We start from the raw sequence: 23,145 nt of genomic DNA on the forward strand, positions 1-23,145 counted from the left end.
AGCCACTCCCTGAGGTTTGGCGGTTGTGGACCCGGCTGCTCGTTCGATTGGTCGATGCAGTGGGACGGAGTTTCCAGGCCGAAAATGGCGTCTTTTTTTGCTGCGGAGGATCAAAGCTCGGAGCCGTCCGCCTCAGGGCGGGATGAAGGCATTGTATTCACAGAGGGAAGCGTGAGGATAAACGTCGAACCGCCCGACTGAAAGCAGGACACCCTGTCGGCGATATGAGGGCAGCGGTCCACAGCGCCCGGGCAGAGATCTCTTTCATCGGGGATATAGCGGCAGCGGGTGCTTTGGCACTCGATCAGGAACCCGAACATTTCTCCGTATATCTTGGTTCGCAGGAGGTCGAGCCCTTTGCCTCCGGCGCCGAACAGGTAGGGGCTCCTGGTGGAATAGAGTTCGGTTTCCCTGGCGTGATAAAAACCGCCGAAGATCTGTTTCAGGCTTTCGGCCGTAATGCCTGTCCCTGTATCGGTGACGCTGATGCGGGCTGCATCGGGGATGATCTCCACCAGCACACGGATCCTTCCCCCGTCCGGCGTGTTTTCGACGGCGTTGCGCAGGATTCCTGTCAGGACCTTCTCGATCACGAGAGGGTCGATGGTGACGAGGGCGTCGCCCGGGATTTCTTCTTCAATCTCCACGTCGCGTGCAGCAGCCTTTTCACGCGTGATGCGGACGGTCTTATGGAGGATGTCCGAGATCGGCACAGGACCCGCCGCCGGGGTCCGGAACCGGAAATCCTGCTCGATACGTTCCCGGATCAGATCCAGGGCACGGCGTTGCTCAGGGTTTTCCTCGGCGACAAGTTCTATCAGGTCGAGGGCCTGATCGACCCATGGCGACAAACTGCAGGACTGCGCCAGTGGACGGCCTTTGACGATGTCTTCGACCTCCATCTGAATGGACAGCAGTCGATCGAGATTGCGTTGGACCCTGTCTGCCGCTTTTTCATCCCCCGGTCGGACGAGGCGTTTGAAGGAGGCCAGGACAATCGACAAAGGGGTCTTCAACTCATGGGAGAGGTGCGCCAGGACCCGTTTACGGGCACGATCCAGGGATTTCAGTTCGGTGATGTCCTTGAACACGACCACGATGCACCGTTCCTCAGGCGAGTCGTCGGAAACACCGAGGAAAGAGGTAGTCACCGCAAGATCGAGCAGCCGTCCGTCCCTGCGGCGAAAGAGGACCTCCTGATAGCGGCGGGTCTCCCGCTTCTGGATGCCTTCGAACAGGATGTCGTTGAAGGCGTCGTTTTCCTGCTCCTCCATGAAGAGCTCCAGGTACGTCTTGCTGAACAGCTCTTCCGGTTGAATGTTCAGCGTTTCGAGCGCAGCCGGGTTGGAGTGAACGATGTACCCCCGGGCATTCAACACCAGAAGTCCGTCGCTCATGCTTTCGATGATGGGAGCAGAGAGATCTTCTTTCATGGAAGGCATTTCTTTTAGGTTTAATTGCGTCAAAAATAAGTGCAACCATAATCAACAAAAACGAGCATGTCAAGATGGCTCGTTCAGCTATCCGGAAGGTGTGAAGAAACCGGGACCCGCCACGCAGGGGTGGGACTGAGCACCCGAAGGGTGTGAAGAAAAATCCCCATTTCCGGATTGGAGACCGGGTTCTACCGGGAAATCATTTCCGAATGAATGGTAAGGTTGATGACCTCTTGAAAAAACCCGCCGGCAGGCTGCGGAAAAATCGTTTCGAGAGGCCAAAATTTTGTCTTGACAGGCATTCAGCATTGTCTTACGCTTTCTGACTCAAGTAGTGAAAATTTTAGTGTGAGCACGAAGAACCGATGGAACGAACGGATCTTTTATCCCCAACGATCATGATGGCGGAGCTGGCTAGCCGGGCCGCCGCGGCTATGACTGCCGGGTGGCCTTCGGTCCTGGGGGGTGAAGATCCGCTTTGATTGGCAGGGTAGATCGTTTCAGGGCTGTAGGCAGATGCGCCGCAGCCCTTTTTTTGTGCGCCCGGCAGGGCGCACCGATTTGGAGTCGGTATCATGAATGCGCGCCGACTCCATTCGACGGCCCCGTTTTCGGGGGCAAAATGAGCACTTTGCCAGGCTGACCGCCTGATCGCCTTCTGTCACAAACCGGTAGCAGTCATCGGGTTGCAGGCGGTGAGCTGCCCCGTTTTTGGTGGATCCTTGAATCAACCTTGCAGGCATCTCCGATTGAAGGGCCTGTCATTCCTGGAAAGGAAAAAGGTATTACGGTATGCGAACCCATATTATCCATATCGGCGCCGGTGAACTCAACTACGAGATCCGGAACATCATCCGTGTGGCGGAGCGGCTTCAGGCGCTGGGCGTGAAAATCAACCTGGAGAATATCGGTGATCCGGTTGCCAAGGGGGAGAAAATCCCGGAGTGGATGAAACGGATCGTGGCGCGTTTGGCCATGGAGGACTGCTCCTATGGTTACTGTCCGACCCAGGGCATTCTCGAGACGCGCCAGTTTCTGGCCGAGCAGAACAATCGCCACGGCGGGGTCCGGATAGCTCCTGAGGACATTATTTTCTTCAACGGGCTGGGCGATGCCATTACGAAGGTCTACGGGTTCCTGGCCCGGACCGCACGTATCATCACGCCTTCTCCGACCTACACGACTCATTCGGCCTCGGAGGCGGCCCATGCCGGTCTGCCGGCCATCACCTACGGGCTCGATCCGCACCGCGACTGGCGCCCCAACCTGAGGGAGCTTCGCCAGAAGGTCAGGTACAACCCCACCATAGCCGGCATCCTGGTGATCAACCCGGACAATCCGACCGGGGCGGTTTACACGGATGAAGACCTGATGGAAATCGTGCACATCGCCAAAGAGTTCGATCTGTTCATCATTGCGGATGAGATTTACCAGAATCTGGTCTTTGAAGGGCATCGGACGCTGCCGCTTGTCGAGGTGATCGGAGATGTCCCGGGTCTCGCCATGAAAGGCGTTTCCAAGGAACTCCCCTGGCCGGGCTCCCGCTGCGGCTGGATCGAGGTTTACAATGGAGGCCGGGACCGCGATTTCGCCGCCTACACGCGGAGTATCCTGAACGCCAAGATGGTCGAGGTCTGCTCCACGACCCTGCCGCAGAAGGCCATCCCCGACATCTATCGCCACCCGGAATATCCGGTGTACCTGGAAAGCCGCCGCCGGCGCTATCAGCGGTTTTCCGATCTGGCCTACGAGCGGTTGAGCGCGATTCCGGGCGTGGTGGTGAATCGGACCAAGGGCGCGTTCTATATGTCCGTCGTTTTCGAGCCCGGTTTACTGAATGGCCGGCAGTCTTTGCCTTTACAGAATGAAGACATCCGGGAACTCATCGATGAACTGGTCGAGGCCCCCGGCGTTGCCCTCGACAAACGCTTCGTCTACTATCTGCTGGCCGCAACCGGCCTGTGTGTCGTGCCTTTGACCTCTTTCAATTCCGAGCTGAATGGTTTCCGGTTCACCCTTCTGGACCCTGACGAGGAGCGTTTTCAGAACACTGTCGAGACGCTGGCATGGGGGGTCCGGCAGTATTTGTCTTCGTCCGGTGAAACGGCGAAAATCCCCGGGGAGGCGCTGGTCATGAAGGCGCATGCCGCGGCCCGATGATGGAATTCCCTGAAGCCTCGGACCGGGCGGGTACGACCTGCAGGTGCGGCGGCTTGCTTCGCGTCCGCTCTTGAACCAGAGAGGGGGTGCGGCACCCTTTCCCGCAGGGGCGGGACGGAGCACCGGCAGGGGGTGAAGAAACGGGGACCCGCCCCTGAGGCCCTCCGTGTGGAACGCTCCGCAGGACAAGATCGCTTTGCCCCGCCGTCTTTTTCACCCCGCCTTTCCTTCCCCCTGGATCTTCAAAAGGCCTGCCAACAAGGTCCCGGTCAGGACCAGTGCCCCCGTGATCATCATACCGGCGGGAAAACGCCCGCTGTCCCCCAGCATGCCGATCAGAAGAGGGATGCAGCCTCCGCCCATGATGAATGCGGCGGGAATGGTCAGTGAAACAGCGATATTGCGCGTGCTGGGGGGACCGATGGCGGACAGGGTCGCAAAGGCCGGCGGAAAGAAGCAAACCGCCACAAGGGGCTGCACGAAGATCACGACGATGAGCCAACGGCCCGGGGCGAGGCCGAGCAGAAGGGTCGTCAGGCCGGTCAGAATGAAGACCGTTCTCAGGGTGCGTTTGGCCCCCAGCCGGTCGCAGGCCCACCCGGCGACGAAGGCCATGCCGATGCTCAGGATGCGCGAAAGGCCGATCAGGCTGTTTGCCACACTGCGATCCATGCCGTGTTCCGCCACCAGATAGAGGGGAAGCATGGTATAGACTCCCATGGTGGCGCCCAGCCCAAGCGTGAAAAGAAGGATCATCACCCAGAAATCGGAGAGGACGAGGAGGTCCTTGAAGGCCGAGAAGCTCGGGGCCTTGCCGGGGAAATCTCCCCCCCTTCCGAAGCGGGAAAAGGCCGCCGCCGACAGGAGCGTGGCGGCCCCCAAGGCGATGACCACATTCCGCCAGGAAAGCCACTGAAGCAGGAGTTCGGCAAGGAGGGGCGCCAGCACGAAGCTCCCGTTGGGCGCCAGTTCATGGATTGCGAGGGCCTTTCCCCAATGCCTCGGGCTTACGAGGGCGGTAATGGACGCGATCCCGGATGGCAGGTACAGACCGGCGGCCATTCCTACGACGAAAAGCCCGAGGCGGATGCCCCAAAGGCCCTGGCTCGAAGCGATGGAGAAAAGCGCGGCGCTCAGGCATACGGCGGAGAGAATGATCGTCCGTCTGTGAAGGATGCGGGCGGATATGAACCCCGAGGCGAGCAGCGTGGTGAAATAGCCGAGGGAGACCAAGAGAAAAAGCGATCCCGCGTCCGCGTGCCCGATGCCCAAATCCTGTTCGATCGTGGGCAGCAGCGGCGCGAAGATGATGCGGGACAGGAAATTGATGAAGAACATGCCCGTCAGAAAGAGGACCGGGCCCAGATAGGCGGTGAAACGGCTGGCGCCTTCGTTTGCCGAGGAAGCAGGTGATTGCATGCGCGTCCTTTTTAGTTATTTTTAGATCCGGAACCGGGCCTCTCGGCCGCCGTGCGGACCGGCAGCGGCACCGCCGTCCGGGCGGTCTTTCTGCAGGCAGCTTCTTGCGTGAAGGATTGCTTGCTTTTCCTGTTCCGCTTTCCTTCAACCGATCTATGCCAACACGTCGAGGCTGCGCGGCGCAGACAGCCGTCCTGAAGATTTCGACGCCTTTTCGGGTATGACCGTGATCTTTCAGGCCCGCGAAGGCCTCGACAGCGGCCTGAGACGCACGAATCCAACCTCGAAACCAGGCGGATGCGCCAGGCTGCGGCTGGATGGGGTGAGCAGGGTCTGGGATCGAGGGAGGCGGAACGACCCCCCCCCTTCGGAGGATAGCCAAATCGGCCGCAGGGGTCAATCCGGAACTGGTTTCAATCCGGATCCGGCCGAAGGAAAGGCCTGCTCTGTAAGGCCGCTTCCGGAAAGGACCTCGGTTGCGGCGAAATCTTGACGGTCTTGGACAGGGGAAGAATCCGTATGCGGGGCCTGCCTCCGGAGAGGGGCGGCAACCGCCGGAATATGCCTTGTCCAAGGCCGGCCGCTGGACCAGGAACAGCAGGCCGTCTGCTTCCCGGAGGTCGATCCGAACGGATCACGGGCGGATGGCCTCGATCTGCTCCAGCGGGATCCAGCCCCGCTTCTTGTCGGAAAGGTGGACGAGAGCCCAGCCGCCTTCGCATCGCTCCATTTCCAGGATCGCTCCTTCACGCAGAGGGAAAAGCACGGTGTCCCCCTCTGCCGGCCCGGCCAGGACGCCGGCCTCCGGCACCAGGACCACCGCCCGGCGGTCGGTTGCGGCCGCATGCCATTTCAGCGCGAGGGACAGGCCGACAACGAGCCAGAGGACCCCGAAGGCCATGAAAAGGTAATAGAGCCATTCCCGCGAGACCCAGAAGCGCAGCAGAACGATGCCCCAGAAGAGGGCGTTGATGACGGCGAATCCCCAGAAAACCTCTCCCAGAGAGAAGGCGCCCAGCCAGAAAAAAACCGCCTGCAGGGAACCCTTTGGTTCGCTGGGAGGATCGACCAGCCGATCACGGGCGAACTCCAGATTGTGCACCAGATCGGGGTCGCGGGGGATCAGATCGCGCGCCCGTTCGTAATGGAGAATCGCGCGGCCTGGCTTGTCCATCTTCAGGTACGCGTTGCCGAGGTTGAAATAGATGTCGCCGGTCCGCCATCCTTCGTGGATCAGCGCTTCGTATCCTCGGGCCGCCTCGGCGAAGCGGGCTTCGCGATAGGCCTGATTCGCGGCGTAAAAGCGCTCATCCGGGCTCTGTTGGATCGTGTCGGCTGCGGTCGAAAAACCGGCCGGCAGGAGCAGCGCAAAGATCAGGGCGCAAGCTGTCGAACGTCTCACGGCAACTCCTTTTCGATCTGCCTGATCAGGTCCGGAATGTCTTCCCGGGTGCCCGTGGCGGTCTGTCGCTTTCCGGTGTAAAGGGCCCCATCGACTTCGGCCGCGAGGGCGCTGAACCGCGCGGCAAGATCTTTTCGGACCCCGCGGCCTTCGAGGATCGCAGCCGCTTCATGGGGCGTCAGGACCCCCAGAGCGAGCTGAAATCGGTCGTTCAGATAATCCCGCAAGGCGGCCGCGAGCTCTTCGGCGGAGAGGCCGCCGTTCCCGAAGCGTGCAAAAAACCGGCGGGCGGCCTTGCGAGCCCGCAGGCGGGATGCCGCCCGGCTGGTCCGCTGACGGAGGCGGACCACGATGCCCGCTACCCCGACGGCCAGGGCGGGGCCGAGGAGGACCAGGCCCGCGTGCAGGGGGTTCGGCGGTAGCCGGTCTCCACTGGACAGGGTGATGGGGGCGGTGTGCACAGGCAGGATGTCCTGCCCCAGCGCAGCGGGCCCCGTTCCGTCTTCGGGCGGCGGGGACGTTCGGATAGCCGTAATCTGCGATCCCGCTTCCGCTTGATTGCCGGGCGAAACCTCCAGCGCCAGAGGCGGGGCTTCGATCGTGCGGTACCGGCCGGCGGACGGATCGAAAAAGTCGAGCGCGAGCGGCGGGATGGCATAGCGGCCGGGCCTTTCCGGGACCAGGGCCCATTTCATGGTTTTCACAGCCTCCGGGACCTCGCCCCCGTCGCGATATTCCAGCGAAGGCTGGTCGCCGTAGGTCTTTACATGTTCGATCGCCGGCAGACTCAGATTGGGGATTCGTTGAGCGTTGCCGCGCCCCTCGATCGTGACCGTCAAGGTTGCGGACTCCCCCGCCCTCAGGGAGGCGGGATCGAGCCGGGCCTGCATCCGGAAATCCCCGACCAGGCCGCTGAACCGGCCGGGCCGCCCATCCTCCGGAAGCGGGGAGACCTGGAGTTCGACGGGGCCGGAGCGAACCGTCACAGGCCTTCCTCGGCTAGAGGAAAAGAGGGGGTCATCGAAAAAGCCGCGCCGCGGGTTCCGGCCTGCTTCATAGAGGGTCATCCGGATCCGGGACGGGGGGATTGCGTAGCGGCCAGGGGCCGATGGGGTCACCGCGTAACGGACCTCGACGGCCTGCCAGGGTTCACCTTCGATCGTCGTGCGGTATTCCGATGGTTTCCCGAGCTGCTGGAACGAGAGATGGTCCGACTCCGGCAGGACGAGGGACAGGTCTCCGGCCCTGGCCTTGAGATAGAGCCGGAGGACGTAGACTGCGCTCTGTTCAACGTATACGTGCGGCCGGTCGAGTTCGGCCGTGAGAAAAACAGGCCCCGAAGAGGTTTGGTCATTGCCTGAAGGAGATTCGATGGTCAGCGTCAGAATGTTGCTCGTATGCTGGATGCCGTCGATCGTGAGGCTGGCCGGCCCGATGGTGAAACGGCCGGTCTTTTTTGGTTGAATAAAGTAAACATGTTCTGAGCTCTTGAGGACGCCCGTGTGATCCATCCGGATCTGGCTCGAGGTTCCCCCGCTGGTCACGACGAAGTCTTCGAGGCCCGGGATCTCTGCCGGGCGCGGGGTATCCTCGGCACCGGCGATGTGGACCGTCAGTTTGAGGGTGTCGTTGAGGGTCGCTTCACGGCGATCCAGATGGATGGAAAGTGCAGACTCCTCGGCGAATCCGGTTGCAGGAGCGCCGGACACCCATAGACAGGCGACAAGCATGACCGCGATTCTGAAAAGATGCGTCATTCCTACCAGTCCTTTCCCGATGCCGCCCCGCTTCCCCTGCGGGACGGGATCTGGAAGCGGAGCGCTCTGCCGGGGTTTTCCCTGACGTTGTCCAGAAGGGCCCGGGCCTTCTCACGGTCCATAGCGGCAGCCGACCGGGGCGCCGTGTCCCGTGGGGTAGGAGGCTCCTGAAGGTCCTCCCGAAGGCAGAGGTCCCCTTCAGGAGTCGGCTGCCGGTTTTCCGCTGGTTGAGCCTCGCCTGCATCGTGAGGCTTCCGATCAGGATCCTCCGACTGTCGAGTTTCTTCAGGCGGCGCCTGCTGAGGAGGACTTTCCCCGGCCTTGTCCGCCGGCCCGTCTTCGGCGCTGCCGGGGGCCTCACCCGGATCCTCTTTCGAATTCGATCCTTTCGTTTCTGTAGGCTTATCGGTCGATTCATCGGGCGGCCCCTGATCGGAGTTTCCTTCTCCTTGAGACGGGTTTTGGCCTTCCGTCCCCCCCTGCGGCCGCTCGTCCTCCGGGTTTCCCGATTCCTTTTGTTTTCGGAGCGAGCGCAGAGCGAGTTCGAGATTGTGGGGGGCGTCTTCATGATCCGGGTCGAGCCGCAGCACATCCCGGTAATATCCGGCGGCGGAGGCGAAGTCCCCGTTTTTCAGGGCGACGTTGCCAAGGTTGTAGGCCGCACGGGCGCGCAGCGAGGGATCCTCGGTGCGTCGCAGGACGCTTTGGAAGGCAGCAGCCGCCGCTTCCAGGTCGCCGGCCTGGAACGCGGCGCAGCCCCGGTTGTAGCGGTAGTGCAGGGACTTCGGATGGTCCATGTCGAGGGCGGCATAGCGCTCTTGCGCCTCCTCGAAGCGTCCGGTGCGGTAGAGTTCGTCCGCGTCCTGGGCATGGGAGACAGCTCCTGAACCGAAGAGGAAGAGGATCGCCAGGACGTTGACCAGGGCCAAACGGCAGAGCGGCCTCGAATGACCGGAATGCTTCACCCGGCGCTTGCTCGAGCCAGAAAATGACCCAGGTTTCTTCTGCAAGACAAGGGTCGATTCCATCAGGGGGTCCTCCGCTCCGGGATCAGCCCCTCCACGATCAGAAGTAAGGCGGCGAAGCCCAGGAAGATCGCGAATTGTTCATCCTGGACCTTGATTTTTCCGCTTTTCAGGGTGCGGGCTTCGGTGCGGTGCTTGATGCCTTCGAAGTAGAGAAGGTCCAGGTCGAGATCCCCGGCCACCGAGCGGACATAGGCCCCCCCGGCCGCCTCCGCCATGCGGCGCAGGCCGTCTTCATCGAGTTTCGATAGGACGAGGTTTCCGTCCTGGTCTTTCAGAAAGCCTCCCCCCTCGTCAGCGGGAATCGGGCCCCCCGTGGGATCCCCTATCCCGTACACAAAAAGTCTGATGCCGTTTTGCGCCGCCGCCTTCGCGCTTTCGAGCCCACGGCTCTCATGGTCTTCCCCGTCAGTGATGAGGATGATCACCTTGTCGGTGTGATCCCGCCCGTCGAAGGCCGATGCGGCGGTTTCGATCGCGGCCCCGAGGTCGGTGCCCGGGACCGGCAGGAGGTCGGGCCCGAGGGCGTGCAGGAACATCCTGAGGGCCTCGTAATCGAGGGTCAGCGGGCATTGCGTGAAGGCGGCGCCGGCAAAGGCCGTGAGGCCGACGCGGTCTCCGGTCGCCACGTCGATGAAGTCGAGGATCTCTCTGCGCGCCCGTTCGAGCCGGTTCGGCTGGATGTCCTCCACCAGCATGCTGCGGGAGACGTCCACCGCGAACATCAGGTCGACGCCTTTGCGCTCGACCTCCTCGTAGCGGCTTCCCCAGCGCGGGCCGGCGAGGCCCAGGAGCATCAGGGCGATGGCGGCGAGGAGCAGGAAGGCCTTGAACCCTCTTCGGCCGGGGAGGGCGGTCCCGGCTATCCTGGCCAGCAGAGGCGGGTCGGCGATCTGTTCGAGGGCCCTTGCCGTACGGCGGTGTCTGACGGCGATCAGGAAGGCCGCAAGAGGCACCAGCCAAAATAAGTAAAGGGCTGACAGGTGGGCGAAGCTCATGGGAGGACCCTCCAGACCGTGGCGGTCAGAATGAGCTCGACCAGGATCAGCAGGATGGCCGGGATCAACAGGTAGGGATAGAGGTCTCTGAAGTGAAAAAATTCCTTCACGGTCGCCTCCGTCTTTTCTTCCTGATCGATCACATCGTAGATCTCGGCAAGCCCCTGGCTGTCGGCGGCACGAAAATACCTCCCGCCTCCGATTCGGGCCACCTTTTCCAAGGTCTCTTCATCGAGATCCACGTTCTCATGGACAATGCGGGGGCCGAACGGGGTGTTGACCCGAAAGGGGGCTGGACCCAGGCCGCCGACGCCGATGGTGTGGATTTTGATCCCCAAAGCCCGAACGGCCTCGGCCGCTGTTTCCGGGGGGATCTCCCCGGCGTTGCTCCGCCCGTCGGTGAGGAGGATCAGGAGGCGGGTCTTGGCCTCGAGGTCGCGCAGCCGTTTGCCGCCCACCGCTATGGCGGATCCGACCGCCGTCGTATCCCCGGCCATCCCGACGGCCATCCGGTCGACCAGTTTGAGCAGGAGGCCCTTGTCCATGGTGAGGGGGGATTGGGTGAAGGCCTCGGCGCCGAAGACCACGAGGCCGATCCTGTCGGATTCCCGCCTCTCGATGAAATCGGCGACCACGCTTTTGACGGCTTCGAGGCGCGTGACCGGTTCGTCGCCGATGGTGAAATCGAGGGCCTGCATGGACCCCGAGGTGTCCAGGCACAGCACGATATCGACCCCCGGGGAGCGGACCTCGCGGGAGACATTGTAGAACTGGGGCCGGGCGGCGGCAAAGACCAGAAGGATCAGGGCGGCGGCCCGAAGGAGGCGCGGAACATGGACCCTCACCTTGGCGCCTCCGCCGGCCAGGCGGGCCAGATCCGAGGTCATGGAATAGGTGACGCGGGGCGGTGTGCGCCGGCCGGCCGCGGCCAGCCAGAGGGCCACGCCCAGGAGGAGGCTCAGGAGAAGCGGGGCCGCGAAGCGAAACATCATGGCGTGGCCTCCGGCGCCGGCGAGGTCTGGTGAATGTAGCCCTGGACCGCTTCGAGGGCGGCCTCTTTCGCTGCGGGCGTCGGCCGGTGACCGGCGAACTTGGCCAGATCGGCCTGACGGAGGAGCGGGAGGAGGTCCCGCTCCAAGGTGGACAGGGGCTGGCGTGCGATCTCCTCCGTCGTCATCTCCGCCGCCGGAAAGCCCCGGATGTCCTCCACGTAGCGCCTGACGACTTCGGAGAGACGAAAATAGAAGGCCTTGACGGCACCCGATTCGTAGAGGCCTGAGGCAGCCAAGGCCTGCAGGTCCGCCAGGGCCCGGACGTGCGGAGGCGGAAGGACATCGGCCGCGATGTCCCTGTAACGCCGTTTTCTGAGCCACCAGACGAGCCCGGCCCCTAGCGCGGCCAGGGCCAGCGCGGCGCCGGCCCACGGCAGGGCCTTCATCCAGGCCGCGCGCCCGGGGATGATGCCTGCGATCGGCCGGGGCTGCGCCTCCTCGGGTTTGCCGCCGAGGACCGAGAGCACCTCGGCGGAGGCCGGCGGGGCCGAAAGGGTCCGGAGGGTGCCGTCCGCATCTTCGTAATCGAGACGGAGCGGTCCGGTCCGCCAGGTATCCAGCTGGTCCACCAGGAAGGTCAGGGTGATCCGGTCGGCCTCGATGCGGCGGGAGCATTCTGTCAGGCCTTCCAGGCCGCTGATCCGGGGTGGAGTCGGAAGTCTCGCCCCTGCGGGCAGACGGGTGTGGAGGGTCAAGGTGATGCGTGTGCCGAAGGCGGCCGGGGAGCGGTCGAGGGAGGCTTCCAGCGCCGGCTCCGGGGGGACTGCGGCGGCATGCCCCTGGGCAGAGGCTGCGGACGGCGCGGGCCGCTGCAGGAGGATGGCCGCGAGCACGAGCAGCGGCAGGAGCCGTAAGGCCGCGGACCGCAGGATCAGCCTTCGCCGGGAAGGCGATCGGCGGCAGGGACCGCTCCGGCAGGTGCGGATCATGATCTCAGCCTCCGCCTGTCGAAGAGGCGCGCCAAGGGTTCGACCACGGGACCGTCGGTCGAGAGCACGACCTCGTCGACGCCGGTCCGCTGGAAGAGCGAGCGGAGGGCGGCGAGCCGTTCCCGGCGGGCGGCCTCCCAGCGTTTTCGGAGGGTGCGGTTGCGGGTGTTGATCAGCACGGTTTCGCCGGTTTCCGGGTCGCGCAGATGGATGCGTCCGACATCGGGGAGCTTTTCTTCGGCCGGATCGGAGACGCGGAGCACCGTCAGATCGTGTTTGCGGGCGGTGAGGCGCAGGGGCCTTTCGAAGCCGGAATCCCAGCAGTCCGAGATCAGGAAGACGATGGCGTGGCGCTTGACGACGCGGTTCAGGTAGGAGAGGGCCGCTTCGAGGCTCGTGGTCGGCTCCTGGGGTTCATAGGTGAAGATCTCTTTGATCAGGCGCCAGACATGAGCCGCGCCCTTTTTGGGCGGGATGAACTTTTCGACACGGGAGCTGAAAAGGAGCGCCCCGACCTTGTCGTTGGTCCGGATGGCCAGGAAGGCCAGCATGCCGGCGGTCTCCGCGAGGAGCTCCCGCTTGAACTTCCTCCGTGTCCCGAAAAGGTGGGAGCCCGAGAGGTCCAGAAGCAGGAGGACGGTGAGTTCCCGCTCCTCGTGGAAGACCTTCACGTAGGGGCGGCCGAAGCGGGCCGAGACATTCCAGTCGATCGCGCGGATGTCGTCGCCGGGCTGATACTCCCGGACCTCCGCGAATTCCATCCCCTGGCCCTTGAAGGCGCTCTCGTATTGCCCGGCGAACAGGTCGTTCGCCAGGCGGCTCGTGCGAAAATGAAACCGCTGGATCTTCTGGAAGACGTCCTCGGGCAGCATCTCAAGGGACCTCGATGCGTTCAAGCAGGACCTGGATCAGGTCGTCGGTGGTCCTCCCTTCGGCCTCCGCTTCGTAGCTGAGAAGGATGCGGTGCCTGAAGACATCCGGAGCGAGGGCCTTCACGTCCTGGGGTGTGACGTAGCCGCGCCCCTGCAGAAAAGCGTGGGCGCGGGCCGCCTGCGCGAGCCAGATCGAGGCCCTCGGCGATGCCCCGTAGTGGATCATGGAGGCGAAGTCCAGGCCGAAGTCCGCCGGCCTGCGCGTCGCCCGCGTGAGGCGTACGATGTAGTCCACGATTTTCTCTTCCATGTGGATGGCGGCCATCACCTCACGGGCCTTGTCCAGCCGCAGGGTGTCCAGAACGCCCTCGACGGCCTCTTCGGGGCTGTGGAAGGCCCGGAGAAGGATCTCCTTTTCTTCCTCGGCCGTCGGATAGTCCACCCGTATCTTGAGCATGAACCGGTCTATCTGCGCCTCCGGCAGGGGATAGGTGCCTTCCTGCTCGATCGGGTTCTGGGTGGCGAGGACCAGAAAAGGCCGCCCCAGGACGAAGGTCGTTTCGCCGATCGTGACCTGCCTCTCCTGCATGGCCTCGAGAAGCGCGCTTTGCACCTTCGCCGGCGCCCGGTTGATCTCGTCCGCCAGGATGATGTTGTGAAAGAGGGGGCCCTTCCGGATTTCGAAGGAGGCGCTGTCCGGCCGGTAGATCTGAGTCCCCAGGATGTCCGCCGGGAGCAGATCGGGCGTGAACTGGATCCGCTGGAAACTCGTGCGGATCGTCGCGGCCAGGGTCTTGACCGCCGTGGTTTTCGCAAGCCCGGGAAGGCCTTCGAGGAGGAGGTGCCCCTCGCACAGCAGCCCGATCAGCATCCGTTCCATCAGCGATTTCTGTCCCACCACCACCTTTTCGGCCTCGGCGAGGATCCGGCGCAGCAGGATGCTTTCCTTTTCGACGTGCTCGGTGATCGCTTGAATGTCCGTCAATGTCTGGCCCTCCAGAGAAATACCCCGGGCGTTCGGGGTCTTACCGTTTTTGAACCCGCCGGACTCTTCAGGCGGGTGTTTGGCGCTGTTTCCAGGTCGTGTCTAACCGGAAAGGATTTCCCGGCAGAACAGAGTCTCCGATCATGAAATGAAGATTTTTCCTCACACGTCTCGCGTGCGCAGTCCCACCCCTCCGGGGTTGGACCCGGTTTTTTCACCCACTTCGCGTGCAAAGCCCCACTGCTTCGCGGCGGGTTCCGGCTTGTCAACATGAAGGAAATCAAGCGTTTGCTTGTGAGGCGATCGGCAGGTCGTCTCACAAGCAAACGTGCAGACTGACACTGAGATCAGCCAATAAGACCCTATCCGGATGGAACCCTCACCAAGGCACCGGTCCTTCTCGTGGCACTCGGCCGGAAGGACGATGCGCCGCACGCACTCGACCCGCTATTTTGCATGCGGACGCCGGGGCTTGTCAAAGGGGTTTTGTCGACCGGAAAGCTGTTCCGTTCCCAGCGGTGCGACCGAACTTTGCGCCGGAGCCGCCGTAGTGCAGGCTCCTCAGGCTGCAGAGGCAGTCCGCGGGCAGCCGCTCACCGGGCCTTTTCCGGTTGGGAGCGGCGGCAGGCGGCGCCCCGGGCTTCATCAGGGCGGCGCTTCCGACCGCGTGCTGACCCGCCTCGCCCACAGGCATCCGAGGCGCCCCCAGAGATTGTAGGCAGGGAGCGCCCACGGGAGGATCTTCTCGATGGCCGGTGTCAGGTAACACAGGCGGATGAGTTGGAGGTAGAGCTGGTTCATTTCCTGAGCCCGGAGTAGGATCCGGCCGCCTTCGAAATGGAAACCCCACCGAAGAGCTGCTTTGCGCGCCGCATCCGGGCCGTCCCGCAGAGTGACTGCAGCGTGGACGGGGCCGGGCGGCTGGAACGGGGAGGTGCAAAGATTCGAAAGGGCGGCGACTGCGGCCTCCGCAAGCCCCTTGCGCCAGGCACTTACATCCGGGGGCGGCGCACCCTTTGGGAAGGGGAATGTTTGGATTCCGCGGACGGCCTCCTCGGCGTTCCGGCAGGCCACCGGGCAGCCCGAAAAGAAAACGGGCCTCACACCGTAAGGGGCGAGGGAAGCCGCGAACAGCTCCACCTCGCTCAAAAGGCGGCCGTTCACCACAATCGAGGAAATCCTCGAGGTGAGCGTATGGGCTAGAAAGCCGTCCGTACCCGAGGCGGCATGCATTCCCAGGAACATCACGGCCTCCGCTCCGCCGGGGTCGCCGATCCCCGGCACCGGGCCCGGCCGATACCCCTGGATCACCCGGGCCTTCGCAGGAATTTCCCCTGGAAAAAGGTTCCAGGCGGTGCGATGGAAATCCTTCACCCGGATCTCCTCCACCCCGGCGCGAAAGAGGGCGTTTACGACGGCCGCGACGTCGAGGCTCATCCCCCGGCAGGCCAGCGCCCACTCGCGGGTCAGGAAAGCGGCCGCGTTCCGGTTGATGCAGCGTGAACTCCCCTCGATGTCGGCGATGATGAGGATGCGCCTCCAATGCGGGGTATCCGGGCAGTCAGGATCGGCCATCCGCTTTTCGCTGGTTTCCATGCTGCAAGGGTATTTTGCGCTCCCGCGCCCCTGCTCTGAACAAAGAGGTTCGAGCCCCTCGCTGGTTTTCATATCGACAGGGTGTTTTGCGCCGATCCCGGTGTCGATCGACTCCTTGACACGGTTAGGGATCTTCAGGTCGTCTCCACGCAATCGATTGATTTCCTTGTGTATTAGTGGTAAGATCCCTTCTGTGGATTGGACAAGTGGTCGTGATGGATGTTCCCCTCCGGATGGGCGCCCGGCCATACCCCGGCGAAAACGGCCGGTGCATCAACGCGCGTCCCTCAGAGGGTTGACGGTCTGCATCCTCGCGGCGTCTTGGATCGAGCCTCCTCGAGCCTGCAAAAGAGCTCGATGCGGGCATCATTATCCGGCAAAACGCAGAGGGACGCAACGGCTTCCGGACCGAAAGCAGAACAGAACCCCGGTCCGATGTCCGTCTTTCTACGCCCGCACCGGGATGGCCGACCCGTGCCCGGCCATCGAGACCCTCTTGTTTGGATCCATAAACTTTCCCATGGCGAAGACCGGCCTCGGGCAAGTGAGGGGAATGGGAGAAGAAGAGGCCTTTTCGTGATGAAACCCGATGAAGAAGCGCATCTCCACCGCTATGAACTGCCCGGCGGGTGGGTCGTCCTGGCCGGGCGCACCGACCGGGACAACGAGATCCTGAGCCTCAAAATCGCCGCGCCCAATGACTGGTGGTTCCACGTCCGCGGCGTGCCCGGCAGCCACGTGATCTTGAGAGCACGGGCGGGCGAGGATCCGGACCGGGGAACCCTCAAACAGGCGGCGGCGATCGCCGCCTATCACAGCAAGGCCCGCTATGCCGGAGATGTGGCGGTGTCCTGCACGCGGGCCCGCTACGTGGGAAAGCCGCCGGGGGCCAAACCGGGTACGGTCAGCATCCGCAAGGAAAGCATCATCAAGGTCCGCCCGTCCCTCCCGGAGGAAGGCTCCGTGAACTGAAGGAGCGAGGCGGGGGCTTTCTCGAAGCAAGAGCCCCGGCGGGCGGCTGTACCACCCGGGGGTGGACCCTTTTGGGAGTTCCGGGCCGGTTACTGCGGAGATCAAGTCGATCGGCGCAACGAGAGGCCCGGGAACGAACCCGTCTCCAGTCGCGGCGGACGTCACTCATCGATGAATTTGGGCGGCAGGGTTTCCTGTCCGGCCAGTTTCATGGAGGACAGGACCATCATGGTGGCGGTCCCATGTGCGATCAAGAGTCCCTCGGGGGTCTCGATGGCGGCGTCCGCGAGGCAGATGGTCCGGCCTGCCTTGATGCAGCGCCCCCGGCCGATCATCTTGCCCGCCGATATGGGGGCGAGATAGTTGACTTTGATGTCGACGGTGGTGAGGCCGACGCCCTCCTCCACGCAGGCATACACCGCCCAGAAGGCCGCTGCGTCGACGATCGCCGCTGTCACGCCGCCGTGGACGATGCCGTAGGGCTGGAGGTGTTTTTCCTTCAGGGCGATCTCCAGGCGCGATGCGCCCGCGTCGAAGGAGTCGAGCTGCATGGACATGAGCTCGAAAAACGGGCAGGTGTTGACCCGTTCTGCCAGGGTTTGAACATGATCGGGATTCAATCTTCGCATAGGCAAAGGCCTTTCTATGGCAGGTTGCAAGCGGATATTTCCGGCGGTCGATGACCGTTCCAGCCGCATCCTCTCCGTCGGCGGGCAAACAGGGATGATGCCGGTGAAACAGGCGTTGTCACGGTAAAGGATGCCTTCATCCAAAGGGCCGTGTGTGGGTCAGCCGGGGAAAAGTCTGCTTTGCGGGAGCAGCGTCCCGCATAGAACGGCAATCGTGTCCATCCGGAAATGATTTCCGGGTAGAACCCCTTTTCCCATCCGGCAATGAGGATTTTTCTTCACGCCCTTCGGGTGCTCAGTCCCACCCCTGCGGGGCGGGTCCCGGTTTCTTCACACGCTGCGCGTGCTCAGTCCCACCGGTTCGCGGCGGGTTCCGGCTTGGTCAATGTTAATTAAAATAATAGTTTGTACGGCCGCGACCTGCAGGTCACCGCACAAGCAAACGTGTAGATGGACGCCGAGATTGGCCCAAAAGCCCCTTTCCGGATGGAAACGAACCTAAATCATTTGCAGTGGGTTTGGCAAGGGTTCGCTGCAACGGTCCTATCCCGCCGCCCTTCTTGGGAGGGTTGAGGCGAGCGGCCGGTTTTGCCCGGTTGACGCAGGCGATGACTTGCAATAAGATGAAAACAGGGTGTTCTCCCGCCTGTTTTTTTGCGAAACCCCACGATCTCGACAGGAATGAGGAGCCGATGAGGATCAGCCTGGTCTTTCCCCCCTTTTATCTGGAGCCCATGTACAATCTCCCCCCGCTGGGGCTGGTCAATCTGGCGACCGCCTTGAAAGAAACGCCCCACGAGGTGAGTTGTCTCGATTTCGTTCTCGAAATTCGGACAGGCGGCCTGAGATTGGGGCCGCACATCTACGATGACTGCGCAGAGCGCATCCTGTCCGAATCGCCGGATCTCGTGGGGTTTTCGGCTCAGTGCACCACCTACCCGGCGGTGCTTCAGATCTGCCGGCGGCTCAAAGCTCGACGCCGGGATCTCAAGATCGTCCTTGGAGGGCACAATGCGGCCTTCGCCGACGAGTGGACGCTGGAGGGGTTTCCCGAGGTGGATGCGGTGGTCCGCGGCGAAGGCGAACGGACCTTTTGCGATCTGGTCGCGCAATATGCAGCCGGAGGGAGAGGTGAAGGAGTCGAAGGCGTGACCTGGCGCGACGGTGGCCGCTTTATGCGGAATCCGGACCGGGATCTGGTCGCACACTTGGATGAGCTGCCTTATCCGGACTACGGCTGTCTCCCGCCGCTCGAAATGTACCGGCGGGCCTGTAACCTGCCGCGCAGCATCGCCATCCTGGAGGCGGGACGGGGCTGCCCTCACCGCTGCGTGTATTGCTCCGAGGCGCGCATGTGGCGCGGACGTGTGCGGACCTATTCCGTCGAACGCCTGGTGGGGGAGATGGAGAAGGTCCATCGCCTTTACGGGGCGGAGTGTTTTCTCCTGGCCTATGATCAGTTCACAGCGAGCCGGTCCTTTGTGGAAGGATTCTGCCGGCTGGTATTGGAAAGGGGCCTGGAGCGCATCCCGTGGTACTGCATCTCGCGCTTGGACAGTGTCGACCGGGAGCTGCTGGCCCTCATGCGCGAGGCAGGCTGCGAAAGCATGTGCTACGGGATCGACTCGGGCTCCAAAAAGACTTTGGCCTTCATCCGCAAACGGATCGACCACGGCATCCTCTATCAGCGTGTCGTGGAAACGGCCGAGCAGGGCATCATCCCTACGCTCAGTTTCGTCATCGGTTTTCCGGAAGAGGAAAGGGAGGATGTCGACGCCACGCTGACGCTCGCACTGCGGGCGGGCATCGTCGGCAACAACAATCCGCTGATCCAGCTGCCGACGGTCCTGCCCGGGACTGAGCTGCACGCCCGTTATGCGGATCGGCTGGTGCGGGAGGTCGACACCTACTTCGCGCTCGGTCTCGAATTCGACGCGGGGCGGAGGCTCGAAGCGGACGAAGCGATGATCGATGCGCATCCGCTGCTCTTCAGCAGCTTTTACAACCTGCCCACCCGTGCGCGTCCGCTCGCGGAGTTGAATGCCGTCGCGAGCTACTTTCCCCTGATGGTGAGGCTTCTGCCGAAGACCTTCCTGCTCCTCGGTCTGGAACTGGAGATCTCCGTCTCCGATCTGTTCATGGACTGGCTGGAATGGCTGCGGCTTCGAACGGCCAGAGAGGCGTGGAGCCTGTCTCCCCAGGACTGTTATCGCCATTTCGAGCCGTTTGTCATCGAGAGGCTGGGGCCTCGCAAAACGGTCCGGATTCCTCACCTGAAGGACATCCTGAAATATGAGATGCTGTCGCTCGAGGCCGGCAAACACATTTCTAACAAAACCCATTTCGATATCGATTTGAACCGGTTGTCCGATCTGACACCGAAAAGGGATCAGGGAATCGTGATCGGCGGGTTTGATTTTGATCTCCCCGTGATTATAATGGATCTGAAATCCGGGATCTTTGACAAGGTCTACCAACCCCAGGAGACGCTGTTGGCCTTCAGGCAGGAAGACGATATGCTGGAAGTCAACGAGATCAATGCGTTTGGCAGGGATTTCCTGGCGCTTTGCGACGGCGGTTCACCCCTGAAAACGATCGCGCGGGAACTTTACGATCGTTATGGCCAGGGCATGACCCGTGAGGGATTTCTGAAATCCTGTGAAGAAGCGCTCGAAATGTTGGCTCGGAGCCACCTCGTTGAATTCAGGAGCTGACCGCCCCTGAATCCCCTGCCCGCCTCGATGGCTGAGGCGACGATGAAATGAGTCGGTCCAGAGGTTAACCCCCAGCTGTGTGTGAAAGGAGGTGAAGGCCTTGTTGAACCTCAAGAAAGTGGAGAAAAAGGTGTCGTATGCCGCTGGTTGTCATGCGCCCGCCTGCCACGCTCCGGCTTGTCATGCGCCCGCATGTCATGCGCCCGCCTGCCATTCCCCGGCATGTCACGCGCCGTCATGCCATGCCCCGGCATAAACCTTTTTGGATGATGTATCGAACAGGGGAAGATCGCAAAAGGTCTTCCCCTGTTCTTTTTGTGCGGCCCGGGTCGATGCGAACGCAGCTATCAGGCCCGCTTCGGTTTGATCGAGCGCTGAGGTTGAGCGCCCGAAGGGTGTGAAAAAAACGGGATCCGCCCCGCAGCGGCGGGACTGAGCACCCGGAGGGTGGTAAGAATCGCCCCCATTTTCGATGGGGTTCTTTCGATGAGGGAAGGCCGATGAAGACCCGGATGCTGGATATTCTGATTTGCCCGGGATGCCTGCCGGAGGAGAGGCCGCTTACCCTGGAGGCGCGGGAGCGGGGTCTGGAAGGCGAAGTGGTCGACGGGGACCTGTTTTGCCCTGGGTGCGGTGCGCGCTATGCCGTATTGGAGGGAATCGCCCTCCTGGTGCCGGATGGAGGCGCAGCGGTCGAGCGCTCGGTCCAGGCGGAGGCCCGCTACGAAAGCGCTGCGGCCGTGGCTGCCTACCTGTGGAGCCATTACCTGGACCTGCTCGAAGAGACGGCCGAGCCGACGGCCTATGCAGCGTGGGGGGGGATGCTGAGCGGCGCGGAGGGCCTTTTTCTGGATGCCGGATGCGCCGTGGGGAGGCTCGCCTTCGCCATGAGCGGTCGTTTCGATTTTTCGGTGGGGGTCGACCTGTCTTACAGGTTCGTCAAGACCGCTCGCCGGCTGATGCACACCCGGTCGATCACCTTCGACCTTCCCCTGGAGGGGCGATTGTGTGAGCAGAGGGCATTCCATCTGCCGGCGGAGTGGAAGCCGGAGCGGGTGGAGTTCCTGGTGGCCGATGCCGCGCGCCTTCCCTTTCGTTCTGATGTCTTTGCGGGGCTCGCGTCCCTCAACCTGGTCGACAAGATGCCGAAGCCGCTGGACCACCTTCGCGAGATGGATCGGGTGGCCAGGGCCGCGCAGGCGGAGTGGCTCTTTTCCGATCCCTTCTCCTGGTCGACCGACGTCGCAAAGGAAAGCGACTGGCTGGGCGGGACGGAAAGCGGCCGTTTCGCCGGAAGGGGTCTGGAAAACGTATGCGCCCTTCTGCGTGGGGACGGACAGGAACTGAGGCCCTGGCGGATCGAGCGGCCGGCGGATGTCTGGTGGCGCATCCGCAACCACGAGAATCACTTCGAAACGATCCGGAGCAGGACCGTCAAGGCGAAGCGATAGAAGGTCCCCATCGGCGGCCGACCCGCCGGCGGCTTGACCCCGATGTCATCCGGAAAAGGATGGGTGCGGGAGAGGCCCCGGTCAGTCTGCAGCCGGAGGATTCCCGATGTCGAACGGGGCGTAGTCCGTCGGGAAAAAGGGCCGCCTGGCCGGCCCGAGGCAGTGGCTCACGAGGGCCGATCGGTCGGCGTAGTTGAGAAGGGTGAGCAGGAGTTCGCCGCCGCGCAGAAAACCGAGGCAGCCGGCTGCGGCGCTGATTTCATCGAAGCGGACCACCGCGTCCCGGCGCACCCCTTGTCCGGCAAGGGCCACAGGCACCGGTTCCCCGGAATGGATGAGACGGGATTCGCAGGGCGTCGAATGATCCGCCGTCACGGCTAGCAGGAGATCGCCACGGGTGGTGACGGCGTCGAGGGCCTCGGAGAGGGCCCCGTCGAGGTCTTGAATGATCCGCTTCTTTGCGAGGGGGTCCCCCCTGTGGGCGGCCTCGTCGGGGGCCTTCGTGTGCACGTGGATGAAATCATGAAAGCCGTCGTCGAGGGCCATGCGGACCCGCCTCCGCAGATCCTCGCCGGGGGCGGCGGTGTCCTTCTCGGGGGTGAAATCGAGGCCGAGTTCGTGGGCCAGGCCCGCAAAAACCGCGCCCGAGCCGATCAGGCGGGCGGTCATCCCCCACTTTTGGGGAAAAGGCTCCTGCCGGATGCGCCGGCCGGAACGCTGCGTGGCCAGAAAATTGGCAGGGGCGCGGCCGCTGGCGAGGCGGCCGCGGTTGATCGGATGCCGGGATAACACGGCGTGGCAGTGACGGAGGTAGTCGTTCAGGGCCCGCGCCGTGCGCTCGGCGCGTTCGGGCTCCGGGTTGTCCGCGAGCGGGTGGATGCGGGCCATGCTGCAGCCCCGCAGCATCGGGTCCGAATCCGACACGAAGGGGGACACGGGGCCCTTGAGGACCAGGATGCCGTTGTTCCCGTACGTCCGGTGCAGCTCGATCCGGATGGGGCCGGATTCGTATGGCGACAGGGCCGCGTACAGGGCATTCCGCTCCTCCGGGTCCAGGTCGATGGTTTTGTGCGAAACCGTGAGGATCGGGATCCCATCTACGAGGCGGACATGGGAGAGATGGGCGAGACAAAGCACGTCCTGGTCCTGGAAAGGCACCGACGCCCCCACCCCTTCGAGAAGCCCCCGGCCGGGAAAGGCCTCTCTTGCATAACCGAAGATCAGGTGGTGCGCGATCTCGCTGGGGAGGCATTCCCCCGGGCAGGAGGCGTGGAAGAGTCCATTGCTCCCGAGGGCGGCGAGCCGGTCGAGATTCGGTGTCTGGGCGGCCTGAAGCGGCGTCCTGTCCTGAAGGGACGGGTAGGACCGATCCCCGAGGCCGTCCAGCAGGACGAGTACGATTTTCATGGTGTCACCTCGTTTCCATCCGGAAATGATGATTTGGCACGACCAGGTTGCTTATCCGGAAAGGGGCTTGTTTGCCGATCCCGATGCTAAACGGCCGCTTTGCCTTCGCGGCGAAGTGCAGGCCGTGTTTGTCCGGAACTACGGATTTCCACTGAATTAAAAGAAAATCTTGTTTCCGGACGGGGGCGGCGTCCCAGGGATTCCACGGAAGATGCGCGGCCGAACGCATCGGGAAAGGGCTTGCGGATAGCCGGCCGAAAGCCGGATGCGGTGCCGGAGTATAACGGACAAGGGCCGGCTGCACAAGATTTTCGTTGCCGGGAAAAGGGGACGGAAGGGTG

The 23,145-nt window shown here is 63.0% G+C and carries 17 protein-coding genes; 4 read left to right on the forward strand and 13 right to left on the reverse strand.

Annotated features, from left to right (window positions below):
- Positions 1-110: 110 nt before the first annotated feature.
- A complete protein-coding gene (locus H567_RS0100500) occupies positions 111-1,433 on the reverse strand; it encodes a PAS domain-containing protein (RefSeq protein ID WP_028319886.1) in 1,323 nt (440 codons plus the stop codon).
- A gap of 795 nt (positions 1,434-2,228) precedes the next feature.
- On the opposite strand from H567_RS0100500, the gene H567_RS22270 reads away from it, so the two are divergent.
- Complete coding sequence (locus tag H567_RS22270; RefSeq protein WP_051184344.1) at positions 2,229-3,596, forward strand: pyridoxal phosphate-dependent aminotransferase; 1,368 nt, start codon at positions 2,229-2,231, stop codon at positions 3,594-3,596.
- A 213-nt stretch (positions 3,597-3,809) separates the two neighbouring features.
- Here the strand turns inward: H567_RS22270 and H567_RS0100515 are convergent, their stop codons facing one another.
- The 10 genes from H567_RS0100515 to H567_RS0100575 all read right to left on the reverse strand — a co-directional run bounded on the left by H567_RS0100515 (position 3,810) and on the right by H567_RS0100575 (position 15,784).
- Entirely contained in the window at positions 3,810-5,015 is a 1,206-nt protein-coding gene (locus tag H567_RS0100515) for an MFS transporter (protein WP_028319887.1), read from the reverse strand.
- Between the two features lie 634 nt (positions 5,016-5,649).
- Positions 5,650-6,417 carry a tetratricopeptide repeat protein gene (locus H567_RS0100525; protein ID WP_028319889.1) on the reverse strand — a complete coding sequence of 256 codons (768 nt, stop codon included), beginning with the start codon at positions 6,415-6,417 and terminating at the stop codon, positions 5,650-5,652.
- The gene (locus tag H567_RS0100530; protein WP_035252934.1) at positions 6,414-8,174 is read right to left on the reverse strand and encodes a BatD family protein; all 1,761 of its coding nucleotides are present in this window, start codon (positions 8,172-8,174) and stop codon (positions 6,414-6,416) included. The genes H567_RS0100525 and H567_RS0100530 overlap by 4 nt, the downstream gene beginning before the upstream one ends.
- Before the next feature lie 2 nt (positions 8,175-8,176).
- Positions 8,177-9,202, reverse strand: a complete 1,026-nt coding sequence (locus H567_RS26795; RefSeq protein ID WP_051184345.1) for a tetratricopeptide repeat protein — start codon at positions 9,200-9,202, stop codon at positions 8,177-8,179.
- Positions 9,202-10,197 (reverse strand): VWA domain-containing protein, encoded by a 996-nt coding sequence (locus H567_RS0100545; protein ID WP_028319892.1) that lies wholly within the window; start codon positions 10,195-10,197, stop codon positions 9,202-9,204. Before H567_RS0100545 ends, H567_RS26795 begins: the two co-directional genes overlap by 1 nt.
- Positions 10,194-11,189, reverse strand: coding sequence for a vWA domain-containing protein (locus tag H567_RS0100550; RefSeq protein WP_028319893.1), 996 nt, complete (start codon positions 11,187-11,189; stop codon positions 10,194-10,196). Before H567_RS0100550 ends, H567_RS0100545 begins: the two co-directional genes overlap by 4 nt.
- Complete coding sequence (locus H567_RS0100555; RefSeq protein WP_028319894.1) at positions 11,186-12,178, reverse strand: hypothetical protein; 993 nt, start codon at positions 12,176-12,178, stop codon at positions 11,186-11,188. The genes H567_RS0100550 and H567_RS0100555 overlap by 4 nt, the downstream gene beginning before the upstream one ends.
- Complete coding sequence (locus H567_RS0100560; RefSeq protein ID WP_028319895.1) at positions 12,175-13,050, reverse strand: DUF58 domain-containing protein; 876 nt, start codon at positions 13,048-13,050, stop codon at positions 12,175-12,177. Before H567_RS0100560 ends, H567_RS0100555 begins: the two co-directional genes overlap by 4 nt.
- Position 13,051: 1 nt before the next feature.
- Entirely contained in the window at positions 13,052-14,035 is a 984-nt protein-coding gene (locus tag H567_RS0100565) for an AAA family ATPase (RefSeq protein WP_035252940.1), read from the reverse strand.
- A gap of 645 nt (positions 14,036-14,680) precedes the next feature.
- Entirely contained in the window at positions 14,681-15,784 is a 1,104-nt protein-coding gene (locus H567_RS0100575) for a M55 family metallopeptidase (protein WP_028319897.1), read from the reverse strand.
- Between the two features lie 426 nt (positions 15,785-16,210).
- Between H567_RS0100575 and H567_RS0100585 the strand changes: the two genes are divergently transcribed.
- Positions 16,211-16,603 (forward strand): NFACT RNA binding domain-containing protein, encoded by a 393-nt coding sequence (locus tag H567_RS0100585; protein ID WP_035252944.1) that lies wholly within the window; start codon positions 16,211-16,213, stop codon positions 16,601-16,603.
- A 161-nt stretch (positions 16,604-16,764) separates the two neighbouring features.
- On the opposite strand, the gene H567_RS0100590 is transcribed toward H567_RS0100585, so the two are convergent.
- Entirely contained in the window at positions 16,765-17,232 is a 468-nt protein-coding gene (locus tag H567_RS0100590; RefSeq protein ID WP_028319899.1) for a PaaI family thioesterase, read from the reverse strand.
- Between the two features lie 692 nt (positions 17,233-17,924).
- Between H567_RS0100590 and H567_RS0100595 the strand changes: the two genes are divergently transcribed.
- Both H567_RS0100595 and H567_RS0100600 read left to right on the forward strand, forming a co-directional pair.
- Positions 17,925-19,946: a B12-binding domain-containing radical SAM protein gene (locus H567_RS0100595; RefSeq protein WP_028319900.1), complete on the forward strand. Its 2,022-nt coding sequence runs from the start codon at positions 17,925-17,927 to the stop codon at positions 19,944-19,946.
- A 500-nt stretch (positions 19,947-20,446) separates the two neighbouring features.
- Complete coding sequence (locus tag H567_RS0100600; RefSeq protein ID WP_028319901.1) at positions 20,447-21,397, forward strand: class I SAM-dependent methyltransferase; 951 nt, start codon at positions 20,447-20,449, stop codon at positions 21,395-21,397.
- An 81-nt stretch (positions 21,398-21,478) separates the two neighbouring features.
- Here H567_RS0100600 and H567_RS0100605 read toward each other — a convergent pair whose 3' ends face one another.
- A complete protein-coding gene (locus H567_RS0100605) occupies positions 21,479-22,804 on the reverse strand; it encodes a BPG-independent phosphoglycerate mutase family protein (protein ID WP_028319902.1) in 1,326 nt (441 codons plus the stop codon).
- Positions 22,805-23,145 lie beyond the last annotated feature (341 nt).

Origin of the sequence: Desulfatiglans anilini DSM 4660 (assembly GCF_000422285.1) — a bacterium.
Taxonomy (GTDB): domain Bacteria; phylum Desulfobacterota; class DSM-4660; order Desulfatiglandales; family Desulfatiglandaceae; genus Desulfatiglans; species Desulfatiglans anilini.